Annotated in this window: 14 protein-coding genes; 2 read left to right on the forward strand and 12 right to left on the reverse strand. The window is 61.6% G+C overall.

The genetic code is table 11. The features are described from left to right. Positions 1-150 precede the first annotated feature (150 nt). On the forward strand, positions 151-1,278 hold the full coding sequence (locus tag DXC99_RS02725) for an IS110 family transposase (RefSeq protein WP_117629201.1): 1,128 nt from the start codon (positions 151-153) through the stop codon (positions 1,276-1,278). 416 nt (positions 1,279-1,694) lie between these two features. Here the strand turns inward: DXC99_RS02725 and tyrS are convergent, their stop codons facing one another. Both tyrS and DXC99_RS02735 read right to left on the reverse strand, forming a co-directional pair. Continuing rightward, entirely contained in the window at positions 1,695-2,906 is a 1,212-nt protein-coding gene (tyrS, locus tag DXC99_RS02730) for a tyrosine--tRNA ligase (RefSeq protein ID WP_117629202.1), read from the reverse strand. Between the two features lie 97 nt (positions 2,907-3,003). Beyond that, positions 3,004-4,980 carry a U32 family peptidase gene (locus tag DXC99_RS02735; protein WP_158551615.1) on the reverse strand — a complete coding sequence of 659 codons (1,977 nt, stop codon included), beginning with the start codon at positions 4,978-4,980 and terminating at the stop codon, positions 3,004-3,006. A 162-nt stretch (positions 4,981-5,142) separates the two neighbouring features. On the opposite strand from DXC99_RS02735, the gene DXC99_RS02740 reads away from it, so the two are divergent. Continuing rightward, the gene (locus tag DXC99_RS02740) at positions 5,143-7,359 is read left to right on the forward strand and encodes a transglycosylase domain-containing protein (protein WP_117629204.1); all 2,217 of its coding nucleotides are present in this window, start codon (positions 5,143-5,145) and stop codon (positions 7,357-7,359) included. A gap of 184 nt (positions 7,360-7,543) precedes the next feature. Here the strand turns inward: DXC99_RS02740 and DXC99_RS02745 are convergent, their stop codons facing one another. From DXC99_RS02745 to infA, 10 genes are all read right to left on the reverse strand, one after another. Continuing rightward, positions 7,544-7,981: an arginine repressor gene (locus tag DXC99_RS02745; protein ID WP_006235280.1), complete on the reverse strand. Its 438-nt coding sequence runs from the start codon at positions 7,979-7,981 to the stop codon at positions 7,544-7,546. 132 nt (positions 7,982-8,113) lie between these two features. Next, a complete protein-coding gene (locus DXC99_RS02750; protein ID WP_158549267.1) occupies positions 8,114-9,112 on the reverse strand; it encodes a glycosyltransferase in 999 nt (332 codons plus the stop codon). 203 nt (positions 9,113-9,315) lie between these two features. After that, positions 9,316-10,140, reverse strand: coding sequence for a tRNA pseudouridine(38-40) synthase TruA (truA, locus tag DXC99_RS02755; RefSeq protein ID WP_117629206.1), 825 nt, complete (start codon positions 10,138-10,140; stop codon positions 9,316-9,318). 92 nt (positions 10,141-10,232) lie between these two features. Next, complete coding sequence (gene rplQ, locus DXC99_RS02760; protein WP_006235277.1) at positions 10,233-10,700, reverse strand: 50S ribosomal protein L17; 468 nt, start codon at positions 10,698-10,700, stop codon at positions 10,233-10,235. Between the two features lie 30 nt (positions 10,701-10,730). Next, positions 10,731-11,672: a DNA-directed RNA polymerase subunit alpha gene (locus DXC99_RS02765; protein ID WP_006235276.1), complete on the reverse strand. Its 942-nt coding sequence runs from the start codon at positions 11,670-11,672 to the stop codon at positions 10,731-10,733. Between the two features lie 32 nt (positions 11,673-11,704). Next, positions 11,705-12,301, reverse strand: a complete 597-nt coding sequence (gene rpsD, locus DXC99_RS02770; protein WP_006235275.1) for a 30S ribosomal protein S4 — start codon at positions 12,299-12,301, stop codon at positions 11,705-11,707. A gap of 19 nt (positions 12,302-12,320) precedes the next feature. Continuing rightward, positions 12,321-12,725 (reverse strand): 30S ribosomal protein S11, encoded by a 405-nt coding sequence (gene rpsK / locus DXC99_RS02775; protein ID WP_006235274.1) that lies wholly within the window; start codon positions 12,723-12,725, stop codon positions 12,321-12,323. A 14-nt stretch (positions 12,726-12,739) separates the two neighbouring features. After that, positions 12,740-13,114 carry a 30S ribosomal protein S13 gene (gene rpsM / locus DXC99_RS02780; RefSeq protein WP_022094275.1) on the reverse strand — a complete coding sequence of 125 codons (375 nt, stop codon included), beginning with the start codon at positions 13,112-13,114 and terminating at the stop codon, positions 12,740-12,742. A 14-nt stretch (positions 13,115-13,128) separates the two neighbouring features. Beyond that, entirely contained in the window at positions 13,129-13,242 is a 114-nt protein-coding gene (rpmJ, locus tag DXC99_RS02785) for a 50S ribosomal protein L36 (RefSeq protein WP_006363204.1), read from the reverse strand. A gap of 150 nt (positions 13,243-13,392) precedes the next feature. After that, positions 13,393-13,611: a translation initiation factor IF-1 gene (gene infA / locus DXC99_RS02790; RefSeq protein WP_035137443.1), complete on the reverse strand. Its 219-nt coding sequence runs from the start codon at positions 13,609-13,611 to the stop codon at positions 13,393-13,395. Between the last annotated feature and the right edge of the window lie 3 nt (positions 13,612-13,614).

A 13,614-nucleotide genomic window follows, 5' to 3' on the forward strand; every position in this document is an offset into this window, starting at 1 on the left:
GCCGATGTCTTGGCAACGACAGACACTATGACCCAATCCGAGGGCACTAAAAAGATAGGAGCCCCCGCTCGTGACCGCGGGTCGGGGCTGCGACAATGATGTTGAAGTGCCATAGGCGCAGCCGCGCCGCAACGAGGTTGGGAGGCTCCCATGCCAAAGTATTCTACCGCGTTCGGGATGGACGTCCACCTGAGGTCGACCACCGTCTGCGCCCTCGACGCGGACACCGGCGAGGCCGTGACGAGGAGGTTCCCCGGCAACCCCTGGGGCGAGATCGCCGGGTGGATGGGTGGGTTCCCCGGGCCGTCGCTCGCGGCCTACGAGAGCGGCTACCCCGGCTTCGCCCCGCAGAGGGAGCTCGCCGGGCTCGGCGTCGAGTGTGTCGTCGCCGCGGTCTCGAAGATCCCCAGGTCGGCCGCCGACTCGGCCTCCAAGAACGACAGGAACGACGCCGCCAGGATGGCCAAGGCGATACTCGCCCACGACATCTCCCCCGTATGGGTCCCCTCCCCCGAGGTCGAGGGCATCAGGGACCTCGCCGGCGCCTACGACGGGGCGACCGCGCGCCTGGCGACCGCCAAGCAGCGGCTGCTCGCCTTCCTCGCAAAGCGAGGGTTCGCCTACGGCGGCACCACGCCCGCCGGCAACCCGAGGAAGTACTGGACCTACGACTTCCTGAGGTGGCTCGACAAGGTCAGGCCGGAGGACGACGGCGGGGTTCGGACGCTCGCCGCCCTGAGGAGCGAGGTCGAGGCCGCGGCGGAGGCCCGGGCGGACCTGCTCTCCGAGTACAGGGCGGCCGTGGATGCCAGCCCGATCGCCGCGGAGGCGGCCGCCCTCCAGTCGATCAAGGGCTGCGCCTTCGCGCTGGCCGCAGCCTTCTCGGCCGAGGTCGGCGACTTCACGAGGTTCCGTTCCGGAAGGCAGGTCACGGCCTATTTCGGCCTCGCGCCGAGCCAGAGGTCGAGCGGCGACTCCGTGCGGCTCGGAGGCATCAGCGGCGCGGGCAACGCGCTCGTGAGGAAGCTGGCCGTTGAGGGTTCATGGTGCTACGCCGCGGCGCGGCACCAGCCGAAGCTCATGCCGAGGGACACGGGCGTGCCCCTCGAGATAAGGATGCACGGGAGGAAGGGATCCGAGCGGCTCCTGCGGCGGCGCGAGGAGATGCTCGCCCGCGGCATGCCCCAGGCGAAGGCCAACGCGGCCACCGCGGCCGAGCTCGTGAGGTGGCTCTGGGCCCTCGGCACGATGTGCCGGGAGGGCGCGGAATGGACATAGCCCCCGCCCCGGCGAGCCGGGCGGCCTTCGGGGATACCCCCTATTTCGCTGTGCGCGCGGAGCCCTCCGCATGCGCCTCGACAGACTTGGGGAACCCCGCCGAAGGAGAGGATTGCGGGCCGCCGGAGCGGTATCCGCGGATATGAGACTGAGCCGAAGGCGTCGATGACATGCCGGGGGCGGACCGGGACGGGTTTAAGGCAGGCCCCGCCGACCGATTGCAAGCGGTCGGCGGGGCCATTGTGGCCCTTGACAGCGGATTGGGTCATATGAGCGAGCGGGCACCAGAGCGAGCAAGGTGCCTTGAAACGAGGCGGCATTGACCTTCTGGTCATGCCGCCGCAGTTGAAAGGCAGATTGCCGCTCTGGCGGGTTTGCAGCGTCAACTGGTTACGCGGGTTGGTAAAACCGCGTAACTAAACCAACTTAAAGCCCTTGCGCTTGCCCACGGAGAGGGTGTCGCCCAGTTTGAGGGCGCTCGGATCGATGTTGTAGCTCTTGGGAGCCACAGCCTTGCCGTTGATCTTGACGCCGCCGCCGTCGATGTCGCGGCGGGCCTGACCGGCGCTGGCCGAAAGGCCCAGGTCCTTGAGCAGGCCGGCGAGGTAAATCTGACCCTCGTCGTTGACGGTCAGCTCAACGTGCTTCTCGGGGAAGTCGGCAAGCTGGCCCTCCTTGAACACGCGGTCGAACTCGGCCTGTGCCTCGTCGCCGGCGCCGGCGCCGTGGTAGGTGTCGCACAGGTCGCGGCCCAGTGCGCGCTTGAGCTCATAGGGGTCGGCGGAGCCATCGGCCAGGGCGGCATCGATCTTGTCGACCTCGGCCGGGGCGAGCGAGCTGGCCAGACGATAGTACTTGCCGATCATCTCGTCGGGGATGGACATGGTCTTGCCGAACATATCCTTGGGAGCGTCGGTCAGGCCGATGTAGTTGCCATAGGACTTGGACATCTTGCGCACGCCGTCGGTGCCCTCGAGCAGCGGCATGGTAAGCGCGATCTGCGGCTCCATGCCCATCTTCTCCATGAGCTCGCGGCCGGCGAGCAGGTTGAAGAGCTGGTCGGTGCCGCCCATCTCGACGTCGGCCTTGATCTGAACGGAGTCGAAGGCCTGCATCACGGGGTACAGAAACTCGTGCAGGGCAATCGGCGTCTGGGACTGGTAGCGCTTGGTAAAGTCGTCGCGCTCAAGGATGCGGGCGACGGTGAACTTGGAGCACACCTGCAGCAGGCCGGCCAGGTCCATCGAAAGGATCCAGTCGCCGTTGTGCACGATGGTGGTCTTCTCGGGGTCCAGGATCTTCATGGCCTGGCTCACGTAGGTCTCGGCGTTGGCCTCGATCTGCTCCTGCGAAAGCTGCGGGCGGGTGGAGTTCTTGCCCGAGGGGTCGCCGATCAGCGCAGTGCCGTTGCCGATGATAAGGGTGACGTTGTGGCCCAGGTCCTGGAACTGACGCATCTTGCGCAGGGGCACGGCATGGCCCAGGTGCAGGTCGGGGCTGGTGGGATCGACGCCGAGCTTGATGTTGAGGGGCTCGCCCTTCTCAAGCTTCTTGCGAAGGTCGGCCTCGGGGACGATCTGCGCTGCACCCGAGGTGATGATACGCATTTGCTCGTCAACAGACAGCATTGGGTATCCTCCTTTTGCTATAGCACCCTCACCGGATACGGCGGTGCTGGAAGTTCATAAACCCACTAATAATAACCAAAACAGCGCGACGCGGCACCTACGACAGGAAAATCCTCGTCCTGCCGCACGCGTCGATAACGACCGGCAAACGCGTGCCGTCACGTTCGACCAAAAAGCGCGCCTGCTGACGGCGCGAGCAGTCACGGCAACGGACCTGCCCCGTTGCATCCGTGGCGCAGGCGCCCTCGGCAGTCAGCAAGCAGTGCTCGCACACCATGAGCTCGGGACGGTCGGCATCGACAGGCCCCAAGACACCGGGGCAAGCGGCAAGCTCGGCAACACGCTCCGCATCATTGCCGAGCAACTCGGCCGACAAGCACACCCGCCCCGCACCGAGTCCGCGCAGCCAGGTAAGCGTGGCCCGATTGGCACAGAACACCGGCGCCGCCACGTCAAACGTTGTGCCCAGCTCGCGGGCCATCGCCACTTGTCCCAGATTGCGGCAGACGACGCGCCCGGCACGCTGCATAAGCGCCCGAGTCCGCTCGGCGTCGCCCGCGCGGCACACTTCGTCGAGCACCACCGTTGTATCGGACAGATCTCGCTCATCGCGCGGACCCACATCCATCAGCTCCCAGGCAAAGACCATACGAGCAAAATCCTCGCGCTTTACCGGCCCCGCCGACCCCGCCAACTCCGTCGACGCGCCGCCATCCACCGCAGCGTCCTCAAAGGGCAGCACCTCAACGGCACGCGCAACGGGCGCAATCGCATCCGCCTCGGCCCGCATGCGCTCCAACACCGCCGTCGTCTGATCCAACACGCCGGCGCTGCGAATCAGATAGACCTCGCAGCCCGCGTCCACCTTACGCTTGCAATGCACGACGACGCGCTTCCCCGCTGCGGCATCCACCGGGCAGGGCACCTGCGGCCAGCGCTTGGGCACATCGGGACGCGCGTCGACACCCGGATAGAACCGAATCTCGAGCGTGTCACCCGCCGCCACGGCGGCATCGAGCTCAACGGTCACCTCTTCGTGGCCCACAGCGACCAAGCGCCCCACGCGCACGCCCTGGTTGATCGCGCGCTCAAAGCTCATGAGCTCGGCACCCGAACGACCCCGCAGGTAAGCATCGGTAAACCCACGGTTAAACGACCTTCCCAGCTCGCGTTCAAGCTCTTCCACGGCACCGGAGTCCCACGCGCCGTCGCACAGCATATCGAGTGCCCGACGCCACACCCTCACCACGTTGAATACGTAATCGGGATTCTTCATGCGTCCCTCGATCTTGAGCGATGCCACGCCGGCGGCAACAAGCTCGGGCAGGTGCGCGATACCCAGATAGTCACGCGGACAAAGCAGGCGGTCTCCCTCGACGGCAACAACACTCTGCCCCGCCTCGTCCACTAGGTCGTACGCCAGACGGCACGGCTGCGTGCAGTCGCCGCGCATCGCCGAGCGCCCACGCCGCAGGGCCGAGAACTCGCACGCCCCCGAATAGCCGATGCAAATCGCACCGTGGCAGAATACCTCGATGGGCACGCCCGTGGCACAGAGCGCCGCAATCTCGTCGACCGTCAGCTCGCGTGCCGTCGTCACGCGCTCGACCCCCAGTTCATCGGCGGCAAGCCGCACGGCACCCTCGCTATGAGCGCCCGCCTGCGTGGACAGGTGAATCTCGACCCCGGGAATCGCCGCGCGCAGCGCGCAGGCCAACCCGGCATCGGCGACAATCAGAGCATCGGCGCCCAGCTCCAGTGCATGAGCTCCCAACGCCACCGCGTCGGACAACTCATCGTCAAACACGAACACGTTGAGCGTTACGTACACATGCACGCCATGGGCATGCGCCACGGCGCAGCCGCGCGCAAACTCGTTATCCGTAAAGCCATGGGCGCTCACACGGGCGTTAAAGCCGCCCAACCCCGCATAGATGGCATCGGCACCCGCGGCGATAGCCGCAAGCATCTGGTCGAGTCCGCCCGCCGGCGCCAGCAGCTCGGGCAGCGCCGCACTGACAACATCCAATCCAGTCTCGTATTGTCCGCTCGGCCCCATCGTCCGAATCGCCATCGACAAACTCCTTACCAAGGTATGCATTCACTCTGAAAAATGCCGTCTTCCAGCATACACGAGGCCTCGCGCGCCCCGTTTGGTTTATCGTGTAATAACTTATGTCCATCCTGCCCCGACGGCACATCCACCGTCTGGCACGACATACCTGGAGGTCAATATATGGGTCCTCGCCAACGACAGGGACACAGCCGTTCAAAGACGCACGCCCTGCCCATAATCCTGCTCTCGTTTTTGGGCTTTCTGCTGATTGCGGGCGTGGCGTTTGGCATCGGCATGGTCGGTAACGTCAACCGCTGGCTGTCCGATCTGCCCGACTACACCGACGCCAACGCGTATCTGGTGAGCGAGCCCACCGAGATCGTCGACTGTAACGGCAACAAGATCGCGAGCTTCTACACGCAAAACCGCAAGTCCATCACCAAGGACGAGGTCTCCCCCTACGTGCTGCAGGGCACCGTTGACGTCGAGGACGAGCGCTTCTACGAGCACGGCGGTATCGACCTGTGGGGTATCGCGCGTGCTGCGGTGGCAACCCTCGGCGGCGGGCACGAAGGCGCCTCGACGATCACCCAGCAGCTTGTGCGCAACACCATCCTGCAGGAGGAGCAATTCGACTCGACCATTGAGCGTAAGGTGCGCGAGGCCTACATCGCCATCAAGATGGAGGACATGTACTCCAAAGACGAGATCCTCATGATGTACCTCAACACCATCTATTACGGCCACGGCGCCTACGGCATCGAGGCCGCAGCCGAGACCTATCTGTCCAAGAGCGCCGCCGACCTCACCCTGAGCGAGGCCGCGCTACTCATCGGCCTTCCCAACTCGCCTTCGCAGTACGACCCCACGGTCAATCCCGATCTGGCACTGTCTCGCCGCAACAAGGTTCTCGACAACATGCTGCGCCTGGGCCACATCACCCAGGAGGAGCACGATGCCGCACAGGCCGAGCCCATCACCCTCAATGTGACCGAAATCTCGGGCAGCGGCGTCGACGTATACTCGCAGCCCTACTTTGTCTCCTACGTCAAGCAGCTGCTGGAGCAGGAGTTCTCGACCGACGTGCTCTTTAAGGGCGGCCTGACCGTCAAGACCACCATCGACCCCACGATGCAGCAGGTGGCAGAGAATGCCGTCCGCGAGCAGCTCGACACGCTCTCGCTTGACGGCCTGGACATGGGCATGGTCGTCGTCGACCCCAAGACCGGCTACATCAAGTGCATGGTGGGCGGCTACGACTACAACGCCGACGAGAACCACGTAAACCATGCCACGGCCAAGCGTCCCGTCGGCTCCACCTTTAAGGCCTTTACGCTGGCAACTGCCATCCAAAACGGCATGAACCCCAACGTCACCCTCAACTGCAACTCGCCGCTCAAGGCCAAGGGCACCACGACCGAGGTCCAAAATTACGCCAACCAGAGCTACGGCAACATCACGCTTAAGCAGGCGACGGCATACTCCTCCAACACCGGCTACATCCAGGTGGCGGAAGCCGTCGGCAACAGCAAGATCATCTCGCTCGTCAAAAAGCTCGGCATCGACCCCGCCAAGGACAACATCGAGGACGTTCCCGTCATGACGCTCGGCACCGGCTCGATCTCGCCACTCGAGATGGCCGCCGCCTACGCGACGTTTGCCAACGGCGGCTACTATCGCCAGCCGATCGCCATCACCGAGATTGATTCTCGTACCGGTTCGGTGCTGTACCAGCACACCGACAATCCCTCACAGGTGCTTACCGAGGGCGAGGCCGCCGCGGTCACCGATGTTCTGTCCGGCGTCATGAAGGGCAGCGGTACGGGTGCTGCCGGCGCCCTGAGTGTCAACCAGCCCTATGCCGGCAAGACGGGCACCACCGACAACACCACCAACCTTTGGTTCTGCGGCTATACCCCGCAGCTGGCGTGCGCCCTGTGGACCGGCTATTCCGCGGGCGAGATCCCCATCCAAAAGTACGGCACGGACCTGCTGGGCGACAGCACCAACCTGCCTGTCTTTAAGCGGTTTATGAACACCGTTCTGACCGGTACCGAGCGCGAGGAGTTTGCGACCGGAACGGCGCCCACCTACAAGAACAACAGCGTCTGGAAGTTCTACGGCACCAACAACACCAAGAAGTCGGAGAACGACGACAAGGACGAGGACGAAGAGGAAGAGGAAACCACCACAACAACTACCACGACGACCACGACCACCGAGACCACGGGCGGCGACACCACCGGCGGCACCGGTACGACCGGTGGCTCGACGGGCGGCTCCACTGGTGGCTCGACGGGCGGCTCCACTGGTGGCTCGACCGGCGGCGATGGCGGCACGCCTACGCCTACGCCCACTCCCGACCCCTCGCCCACGCCTGACGATACGGTCGGCTAAGAAGTACGCGACTAAAGCCAACAAGGCCCCGAGCAGCTTATTGAACTGCTCGGGGCCTTTTAGTTTGAAGCGACCTGGTGGGCGGTCTTTATACCGGCAAACAAAAAGGGGTACCGACCAACGTCGATGCCCCTTACAAGCCACTATGTCAGCGCACGCAATGCCGAGCGCGCGGCCCGCACACCTACTTGCGAGAATTGCTCAGCTTATTGATCAGCGCCTCGAGGCGCTCGCCGTCCTCGGCCGTCTGGGCAATAACCAAAATCGTATCGTTGCCGGCAAGCGAGCCAAGCACATCGGGCAACTCTGCCGCATCAACGGCGGCGGCGATGCCGGAAGCCGTGCCAGGCTGAGCCTTGATCATAACCAGATTATCGGTACGCAGAACGCCCGTTACGAGCTCGGAAACCATACGCTGCAGGTGCAGGTCCTCTGCCAGAACATAGATGCCCTCAGGGAGCTTACGCAGCCCCATATCGGCAATATCGCGAGAGACAGTCGCCTGCGTGCAATCAAAGCCCATAGCACGGAGCTCATCGACCAGCACGCGCTGCGTGCGGACATCCTTATTGCGCACAATATCTCTAATGGCATCCTGGCGCCCATTGCGTTTTTTAGCCATACAAACCCTCTCTCCAAAAGATGGCGGAGACAATCAATCAGTGATTGAATAGTTTAACGCTATTTGAAGGCTTTTGTGTATAAGAACGCATTTCGAAACAATTCTATGCAAGTTTGTTTCGTAATGAGCCGTTTAGGCGGTTTTTGCGCCCGTCCGGTTAAGAAAAGCTGCCAGATGCGTACACATCACGCAGCGCGCGGGCTTGGCGCTGGCGATCGGCCCAAACAACAGACCGAGTCCCCGATGGTTATCCTTGAGCGCGGCGACCATCTGACGGGTTCGAGGCGCCTCGAGCATATCACGCATGCGGGCGGAACGCTCGATTGACGACACTCCATGCGGGCTCAGACACAAATTCTCGATGCAGGCGACCAGTCCGGCAAAGTAGAACTTTTGGCTTGCCAGCTTGAGCCGACCACCGCTATCTGCTTCCGAGAGTGAGTCCGCAAGCTCGTCGAGCGCCCGGGCGTCATCGGATACCTTGGCATACATGGTGGGATCAAAGGCATCTGTAAGCTTAGGCGCCGCCGCGTGGAAACAAGCGTCGCCGCATCCGGAGACGCGCTGTGCCTGCGAGAGCGCGCACGCCATAAACCCAACCGTGCGAAACGTCTTATCGCACAAAAGACATGCCTCAAACAGTGGACGGCTGTACATCACGCCAGAGACTTGAGCAACCAAGCCGCCTAAAATCAACTGGGGCAGCCCAGTCACCATAGAAGACTCGTCTTCTATGGCAATAGAGGCAGCATCCAAGACGCGCGAATGACGCTCGCGATGCGCATCGTATCGATCGAGCGACACCGAGGGGAGCACAATGTCTGCCGCAGTATCGCACGCGATATCGACCATCTTGGAAAGGGCCTGCGGAGCAAACCACTCATCGGCGTTCATGGCGATGATTTGAGAGCCGCGCGAGGCATCAAAACCGGCACGAAGACAAGCGCCGCGCTTCGCGTCCTCGACGTCAATCAAATCAATATGGATGTCCCTGTCGGCAGCAACTTGAAGCGAATGGCGCACACCGGGCACAGCATCGCGGCAGACAACGACAATCTGCAAATCATAGAGGTCTTGGTTCTGGATACTCTCGAGCGCACGCATCGCATAGCTGGGCGAACCTTCTACCACAAGGATCACCGAAAGTCGCGGATGCGAACAACGTCGAACCAAGTTTTCCATCCTCTCGATAGCACCAAATCAAACTGTCGTTCATGGTACACCCGAGCTATAAAAGCAACGAGCCGCCTAACATGTTGCACGCCAAGAACAGATGTTGCACACGCGCAGCTCACACATAGTATGTGCAAGGCACAGACGCGCCGAGCACTCCCCTAGTCGAGAACGACAAGCTCGTCGGGGCCGTAATCCACACCCATAAACGTAAGGCCGCAGGCAGGCGCCGTGGGACCCGCAGCGGTTCGGTCACGGGCGTCAATAACCTCGCGCATCCACTGGGGATCGCGACGATGCATGCCAATCTCCACGAGCGTTCCTACAATGGTACGCACCATCGAGTGCAAAAACGCATTGCCCTCGATAGTGAAGGTCAGGATATCCTCGCCAAAAGCGACCTCGTGGCCAAACTCCGCACGCATCACGCAGCGGTGCGTGGGCTTGCCCACAGCAGAGGCAACCTTGCAAAAGCTCTTAAAGTCCTGCTCGCCCAAAAGCGCAGGGCAGGCGGCCGCCATCGCATCGACGTCGAGGGGATAGCGATGCCACCACACCGCACCGCGCGAGAGCACGGGGCGCGCATCGCGATCGGCAATACGGTACGTATACGTACGGGACCGCGCGTCAAAGCGGGCAGAAAAGCCCCTACGGGCCTTGTAGACCTCGTTTATGGCGATATCTTTGGGCAGGAGGGCATCCATAGCCCTCAGCCACCTACGGCGCGTCAGAGCAAGCTCAGCGTCCGTTACGGGCACGCTAATGTACTGGGCCACCGCATGCACGCCGGCATCGGTACGACCCGCACACGTCAGATCGATCGGGCGGCGCAGCAGCGTCTCGATAGCGCGGCGCAACTCGCCCGCAACGGTCGTCTGGCCCGGCTGCTCGGCAAATCCGCTATAGGACGAGCCATCATAGGCAACACAGAATACAAGCGTGGCATCGAGCTCAGGAATCGAATTGAAATCAGACGGCGCGGTCATGGGCGCTCCCAACAAACAATCAACGGTATCGCGACAAAAAAAGAGGGGTACGCGAACGTACCCCTCGAATATAGCCTATGCAGACGGATTGTCTACTCAGCGGTCTCCTCAGCAGGAGCCTCCTCGACGGCCTCGACCTTCTTGGGAGCAGCGGCCTTCTTGGGGGCCGGAGCAGCCTTCTTGGCCTTAGGCGTGCAAGGCTCGGTGACGAGCTCCATGATAACGATAGGAGCGTTGTCGCCCTTACGGTTGCCGAGCTTCATGATGCGGGTATAACCGCCGTTGCGGTCCTGCCACATGCCCTGGGCAGCCTTGTCGAAGATCTCGGCAACGAGCTGCTTATCGCCGAGCTTGGCGATAGCCAGACGACGAGAGTGCAGGTCGCCCTTCTTGGCCCAAGTGATGATCGGATCGACGACCGAACGCAGCGCCTTAGCGCGGGTCTCGGTGGTCTTGATGCGGTCGTTCTCGAAGAGGGCCTTAGCAAGGCTCTTCTTCATGGCCTTGGTGTGGCTCGCATCGGTGCCGAGCTTCAGGCCCTTCTTAACGTTGTGACGCATGGTCTAGTTTCTCCTCAAATATGCGAAGCATTAAGCCTTCAGGCTCAGGCCCATGGACTCAAGCTTGTCCTTCACTTCCTCGATCGACTTAACACCGAAGTTACGGATGTTGAGCAGATCGTTCTCCGAGAACTCAACGAGTTGACGGACCGAGTGAATGCTGGCGCGCTTAAGGCAGTTGTAAGAACGGACGGAAAGGTCCAGATCCTCGATCTGCTTGTCCAGCTCGGCGTTGTCGTTGGTGACCTCGGGAGCGAAGATCGAAGCCTCCTCCTCAACCTCGGGGGTCTCGGCAAGGTTCATAAAGGCGGCCATATGCTGATTGATGATATTGGCAGCCTGGACCACGGCGTCGCGCGGGGCGATGGAGCCGTTGGTCTCGATCTCGAGGACAAGGCGGTCGTAGTCGGTGTGCTGACCGACACGGCAAGCCTCAACGAGCTTGGCGCAACGGGAAACCGGCGAGTACAGCGAGTCGACGTGGATCACACCGATGGGATCGTTGTCGCGCTTGTTGGCCTCGCCAGAGACATAGCCGCGGCCATAGCCGATGCGCATGCTCATGGTGAGATGGCCACCCTCGGTGAGCGTAGCGATGTGCTGCTCGGGGTTGACCAGCTCAAACTCGGACGGAATAAAGAAGTCCGCACCGGTGACCTCGCAGGGGCCGTCAACCGAGATGGTGGCGGTCGCCTCGTCGGTCGTGCCGAGAGCCCTGAAGACAAGACCCTTGACATTCAGGACGATGTCGGTGACATCCTCGACCATGTTAGGGATGGTCATGAACTCGTGCTGCGCACCATCGATCTGAATAGCCTCGACGGCGGCACCCTCGAGCGAGGACAGAAGAACGCGACGAAGGGAGTTACCCAGCGTATCGCCGTAACCACGCTCGAGCGGCTCGACGGAGACACGAGCAGACGTCTCGTTGATCTCTTCGACCTGAACCTGAGGCCTAATGAATTCTGACATGTATTACCTCCAGCCTCAGCAGCCCGGATGGACTACTTAGAGTAGAGCTCGACGATGAGCTGCTCGTTGATATCACCGCTGATCTGCTCACGCGTCGGCAGAGCGAGCACGTTACCAGACAGCTTCTCGATATCGACCTCGAGCCAGCCAGGGACCTCAAAGCGCTCGGAGGAAATCAGGGCCTCCTTGATGGGGAGGAGGTCACGGAACTTCTCGCCGACAGCGACGACGTCGCCGGCCTTGACGCGGTAGGACGGGATGTCCACACGCTTGCCGTTCACGGTGAAGTGACCGTGACGGACGGACTGACGAGCCTCTTTGCGGGTGCGGGCGAAGCCAAGACGGAAGACGACGTTGTCGAGGCGAGACTCAAGGATGATCATGAGGTTCTCACCGGTGACGCCGTTCATCTTGCGGGCCTTGTTGAAGTAGCCGTGGAACTGCTTCTCCAGAACGCCATAGATGAACTTGACCTTCTGCTTCTCGCGCAGCTGCATGCCGTACTCAGATTCCTTGCGACGGCGCTTGGGCTGACGGATAGATTCCTTCTTGCTGCTGTAACCGAGCTCAGCGGGATCGATCCCGAGCTGACGGCAGCGCTTAAGAACAGGAGTCCTGTCGATTGCCATATTGATACGATCCTTTCAGTTACACGCGGCGACGCTTCTTGGGGCGGCAGCCGTTGTGCGGAATGGGGGTCTTGTCCTGGATGCTCGAGACCTCGAGGCCAGCAGCCTGGAGGGAGCGGATGGCGGTCTCACGACCGGAGCCGGGGCCCTTGACGAAGACGGAAACCTTCTTCATACCGTGCTCCATGGCCTGCTTGGCAGCAGCCTCGGCAGCCATCTGGGCAGCGAACGGCGTGGACTTACGGGAGCCCTTGAAGCCCACCTGGCCAGCCGACTTCCAGGAAATGACGTTGCCCTGGGGATCGGTGATCGAAACGATCGTGTTGTTGAACGTAGAACGAATGTGAGCCTGGCCCACGGAAATGTTCTTACGGTCCGCGCGCTTCAGACGGGCAGCGCGAACGTTCTTCTTAGCAGTAGCCATCTATCTAGCGCTCCTTATTTCTTCTTCTTAGCACCGATCTGACGCTTCGGGCCCTTGCGGGTACGAGCGTTAGTGTGGGTGCGCTGGCCGCGGACCGGGAGGCCCTTGCGGTGACGAAGGCCGCGGTTGCAGCCGATGTCCATAAGGCGCTTGACGTTCTGGTTGCGCTCACGGCGGAGGTCGCCCTCAACCATGATCTGGTTCTTATCGATATAATCGCGGATGGCGTTAACCTCATCCTCGGTGAGGTCCTTAACGCGCGTATCCACGTTAACGTTGCACTCGACGCAGATCTTCGTCGCAGTGGTGCGGCCGATGCCGTAAATGTAGGTCAGACCGATCTCAACGCGCTTCTCACGCGGGAGGTCGACACCATTAATACGGGCCAACGTAGTCTCCTCTCTTAACCCTGACGCTGCTTATGACGGGGGTTCTCGCAAATGACGAGGACCTTGCCATGGCGCCTAATGATTTTGCACTTATCGCACATCTTCTTGACCGAAGGACGTACCTTCATCGTTCTTCCTTTCGGTAGCGCTCAAACTACTTCCCTACTATCTACTCGCCCAGCCGCAGGCGTTTAAAACTATGGCTGGTCTTCACACACAATCCGACCGTAGGTTGAGCTAAGCCTGCAGCCGGAAGTGGAGTGCGTGTATGCGTGCCGCTATTTGTAGCGATAGGTGATGCGGCCACGGGTCAGGTCGTACGGGGAAAGCTCCACGACAACCCTGTCACCGGGGAGAATACGGATGTAATTCATTCGAATCTTGCCAGAAATGTTGCACAGAACCGAATGACCGTTCTCGAGCTCGACCTTAAACATGGCGTTGGGCAGCGGCTCCTTTACCGTACCCTCGAGCTCAATTGCGTCTTCCTTCTTCACAAG

It is taken from the genome of Collinsella sp. TF10-11AT (genome assembly GCF_003437565.1).
Lineage (GTDB): Bacteria > Actinomycetota > Coriobacteriia > Coriobacteriales > Coriobacteriaceae > Collinsella.

Bases quoted from the DNA above. Each gene is read 5' to 3' on its own strand.
- DXC99_RS02725 (WP_117629201.1), top strand. From the start codon at position 151: ATGCCAAAGTATTCTACCGCGTTCGGGATGGACGTCCACCTGAGGTCG.
- tyrS (WP_117629202.1), bottom strand. From the start codon at position 2,906: ATGCTGTCTGTTGACGAGCAAATGCGTATCATCACCTCGGGTGCAGCG.
- DXC99_RS02735 (WP_158551615.1), bottom strand. From the start codon at position 4,980: ATGGCGATTCGGACGATGGGGCCGAGCGGACAATACGAGACTGGATTG.
- DXC99_RS02740 (WP_117629204.1), top strand. From the start codon at position 5,143: ATGGGTCCTCGCCAACGACAGGGACACAGCCGTTCAAAGACGCACGCC.
- DXC99_RS02745 (WP_006235280.1), bottom strand. From the start codon at position 7,981: ATGGCTAAAAAACGCAATGGGCGCCAGGATGCCATTAGAGATATTGTG.
- truA (WP_117629206.1), bottom strand. From the start codon at position 10,140: ATGACCGCGCCGTCTGATTTCAATTCGATTCCTGAGCTCGATGCCACG.
- rplQ (WP_006235277.1), bottom strand. From the start codon at position 10,700: ATGCGTCACAACGTTAAGAAGGGCCTGAAGCTCGGCACCGATGCGAGC.
- DXC99_RS02765 (WP_006235276.1), bottom strand. From the start codon at position 11,672: ATGTCAGAATTCATTAGGCCTCAGGTTCAGGTCGAAGAGATCAACGAG.
- rpsD (WP_006235275.1), bottom strand. From the start codon at position 12,301: ATGGCAATCGACAGGACTCCTGTTCTTAAGCGCTGCCGTCAGCTCGGG.
- rpsK (WP_006235274.1), bottom strand. From the start codon at position 12,725: ATGGCTACTGCTAAGAAGAACGTTCGCGCTGCCCGTCTGAAGCGCGCG.
- rpmJ (WP_006363204.1), bottom strand. From the start codon at position 13,242: ATGAAGGTACGTCCTTCGGTCAAGAAGATGTGCGATAAGTGCAAAATC.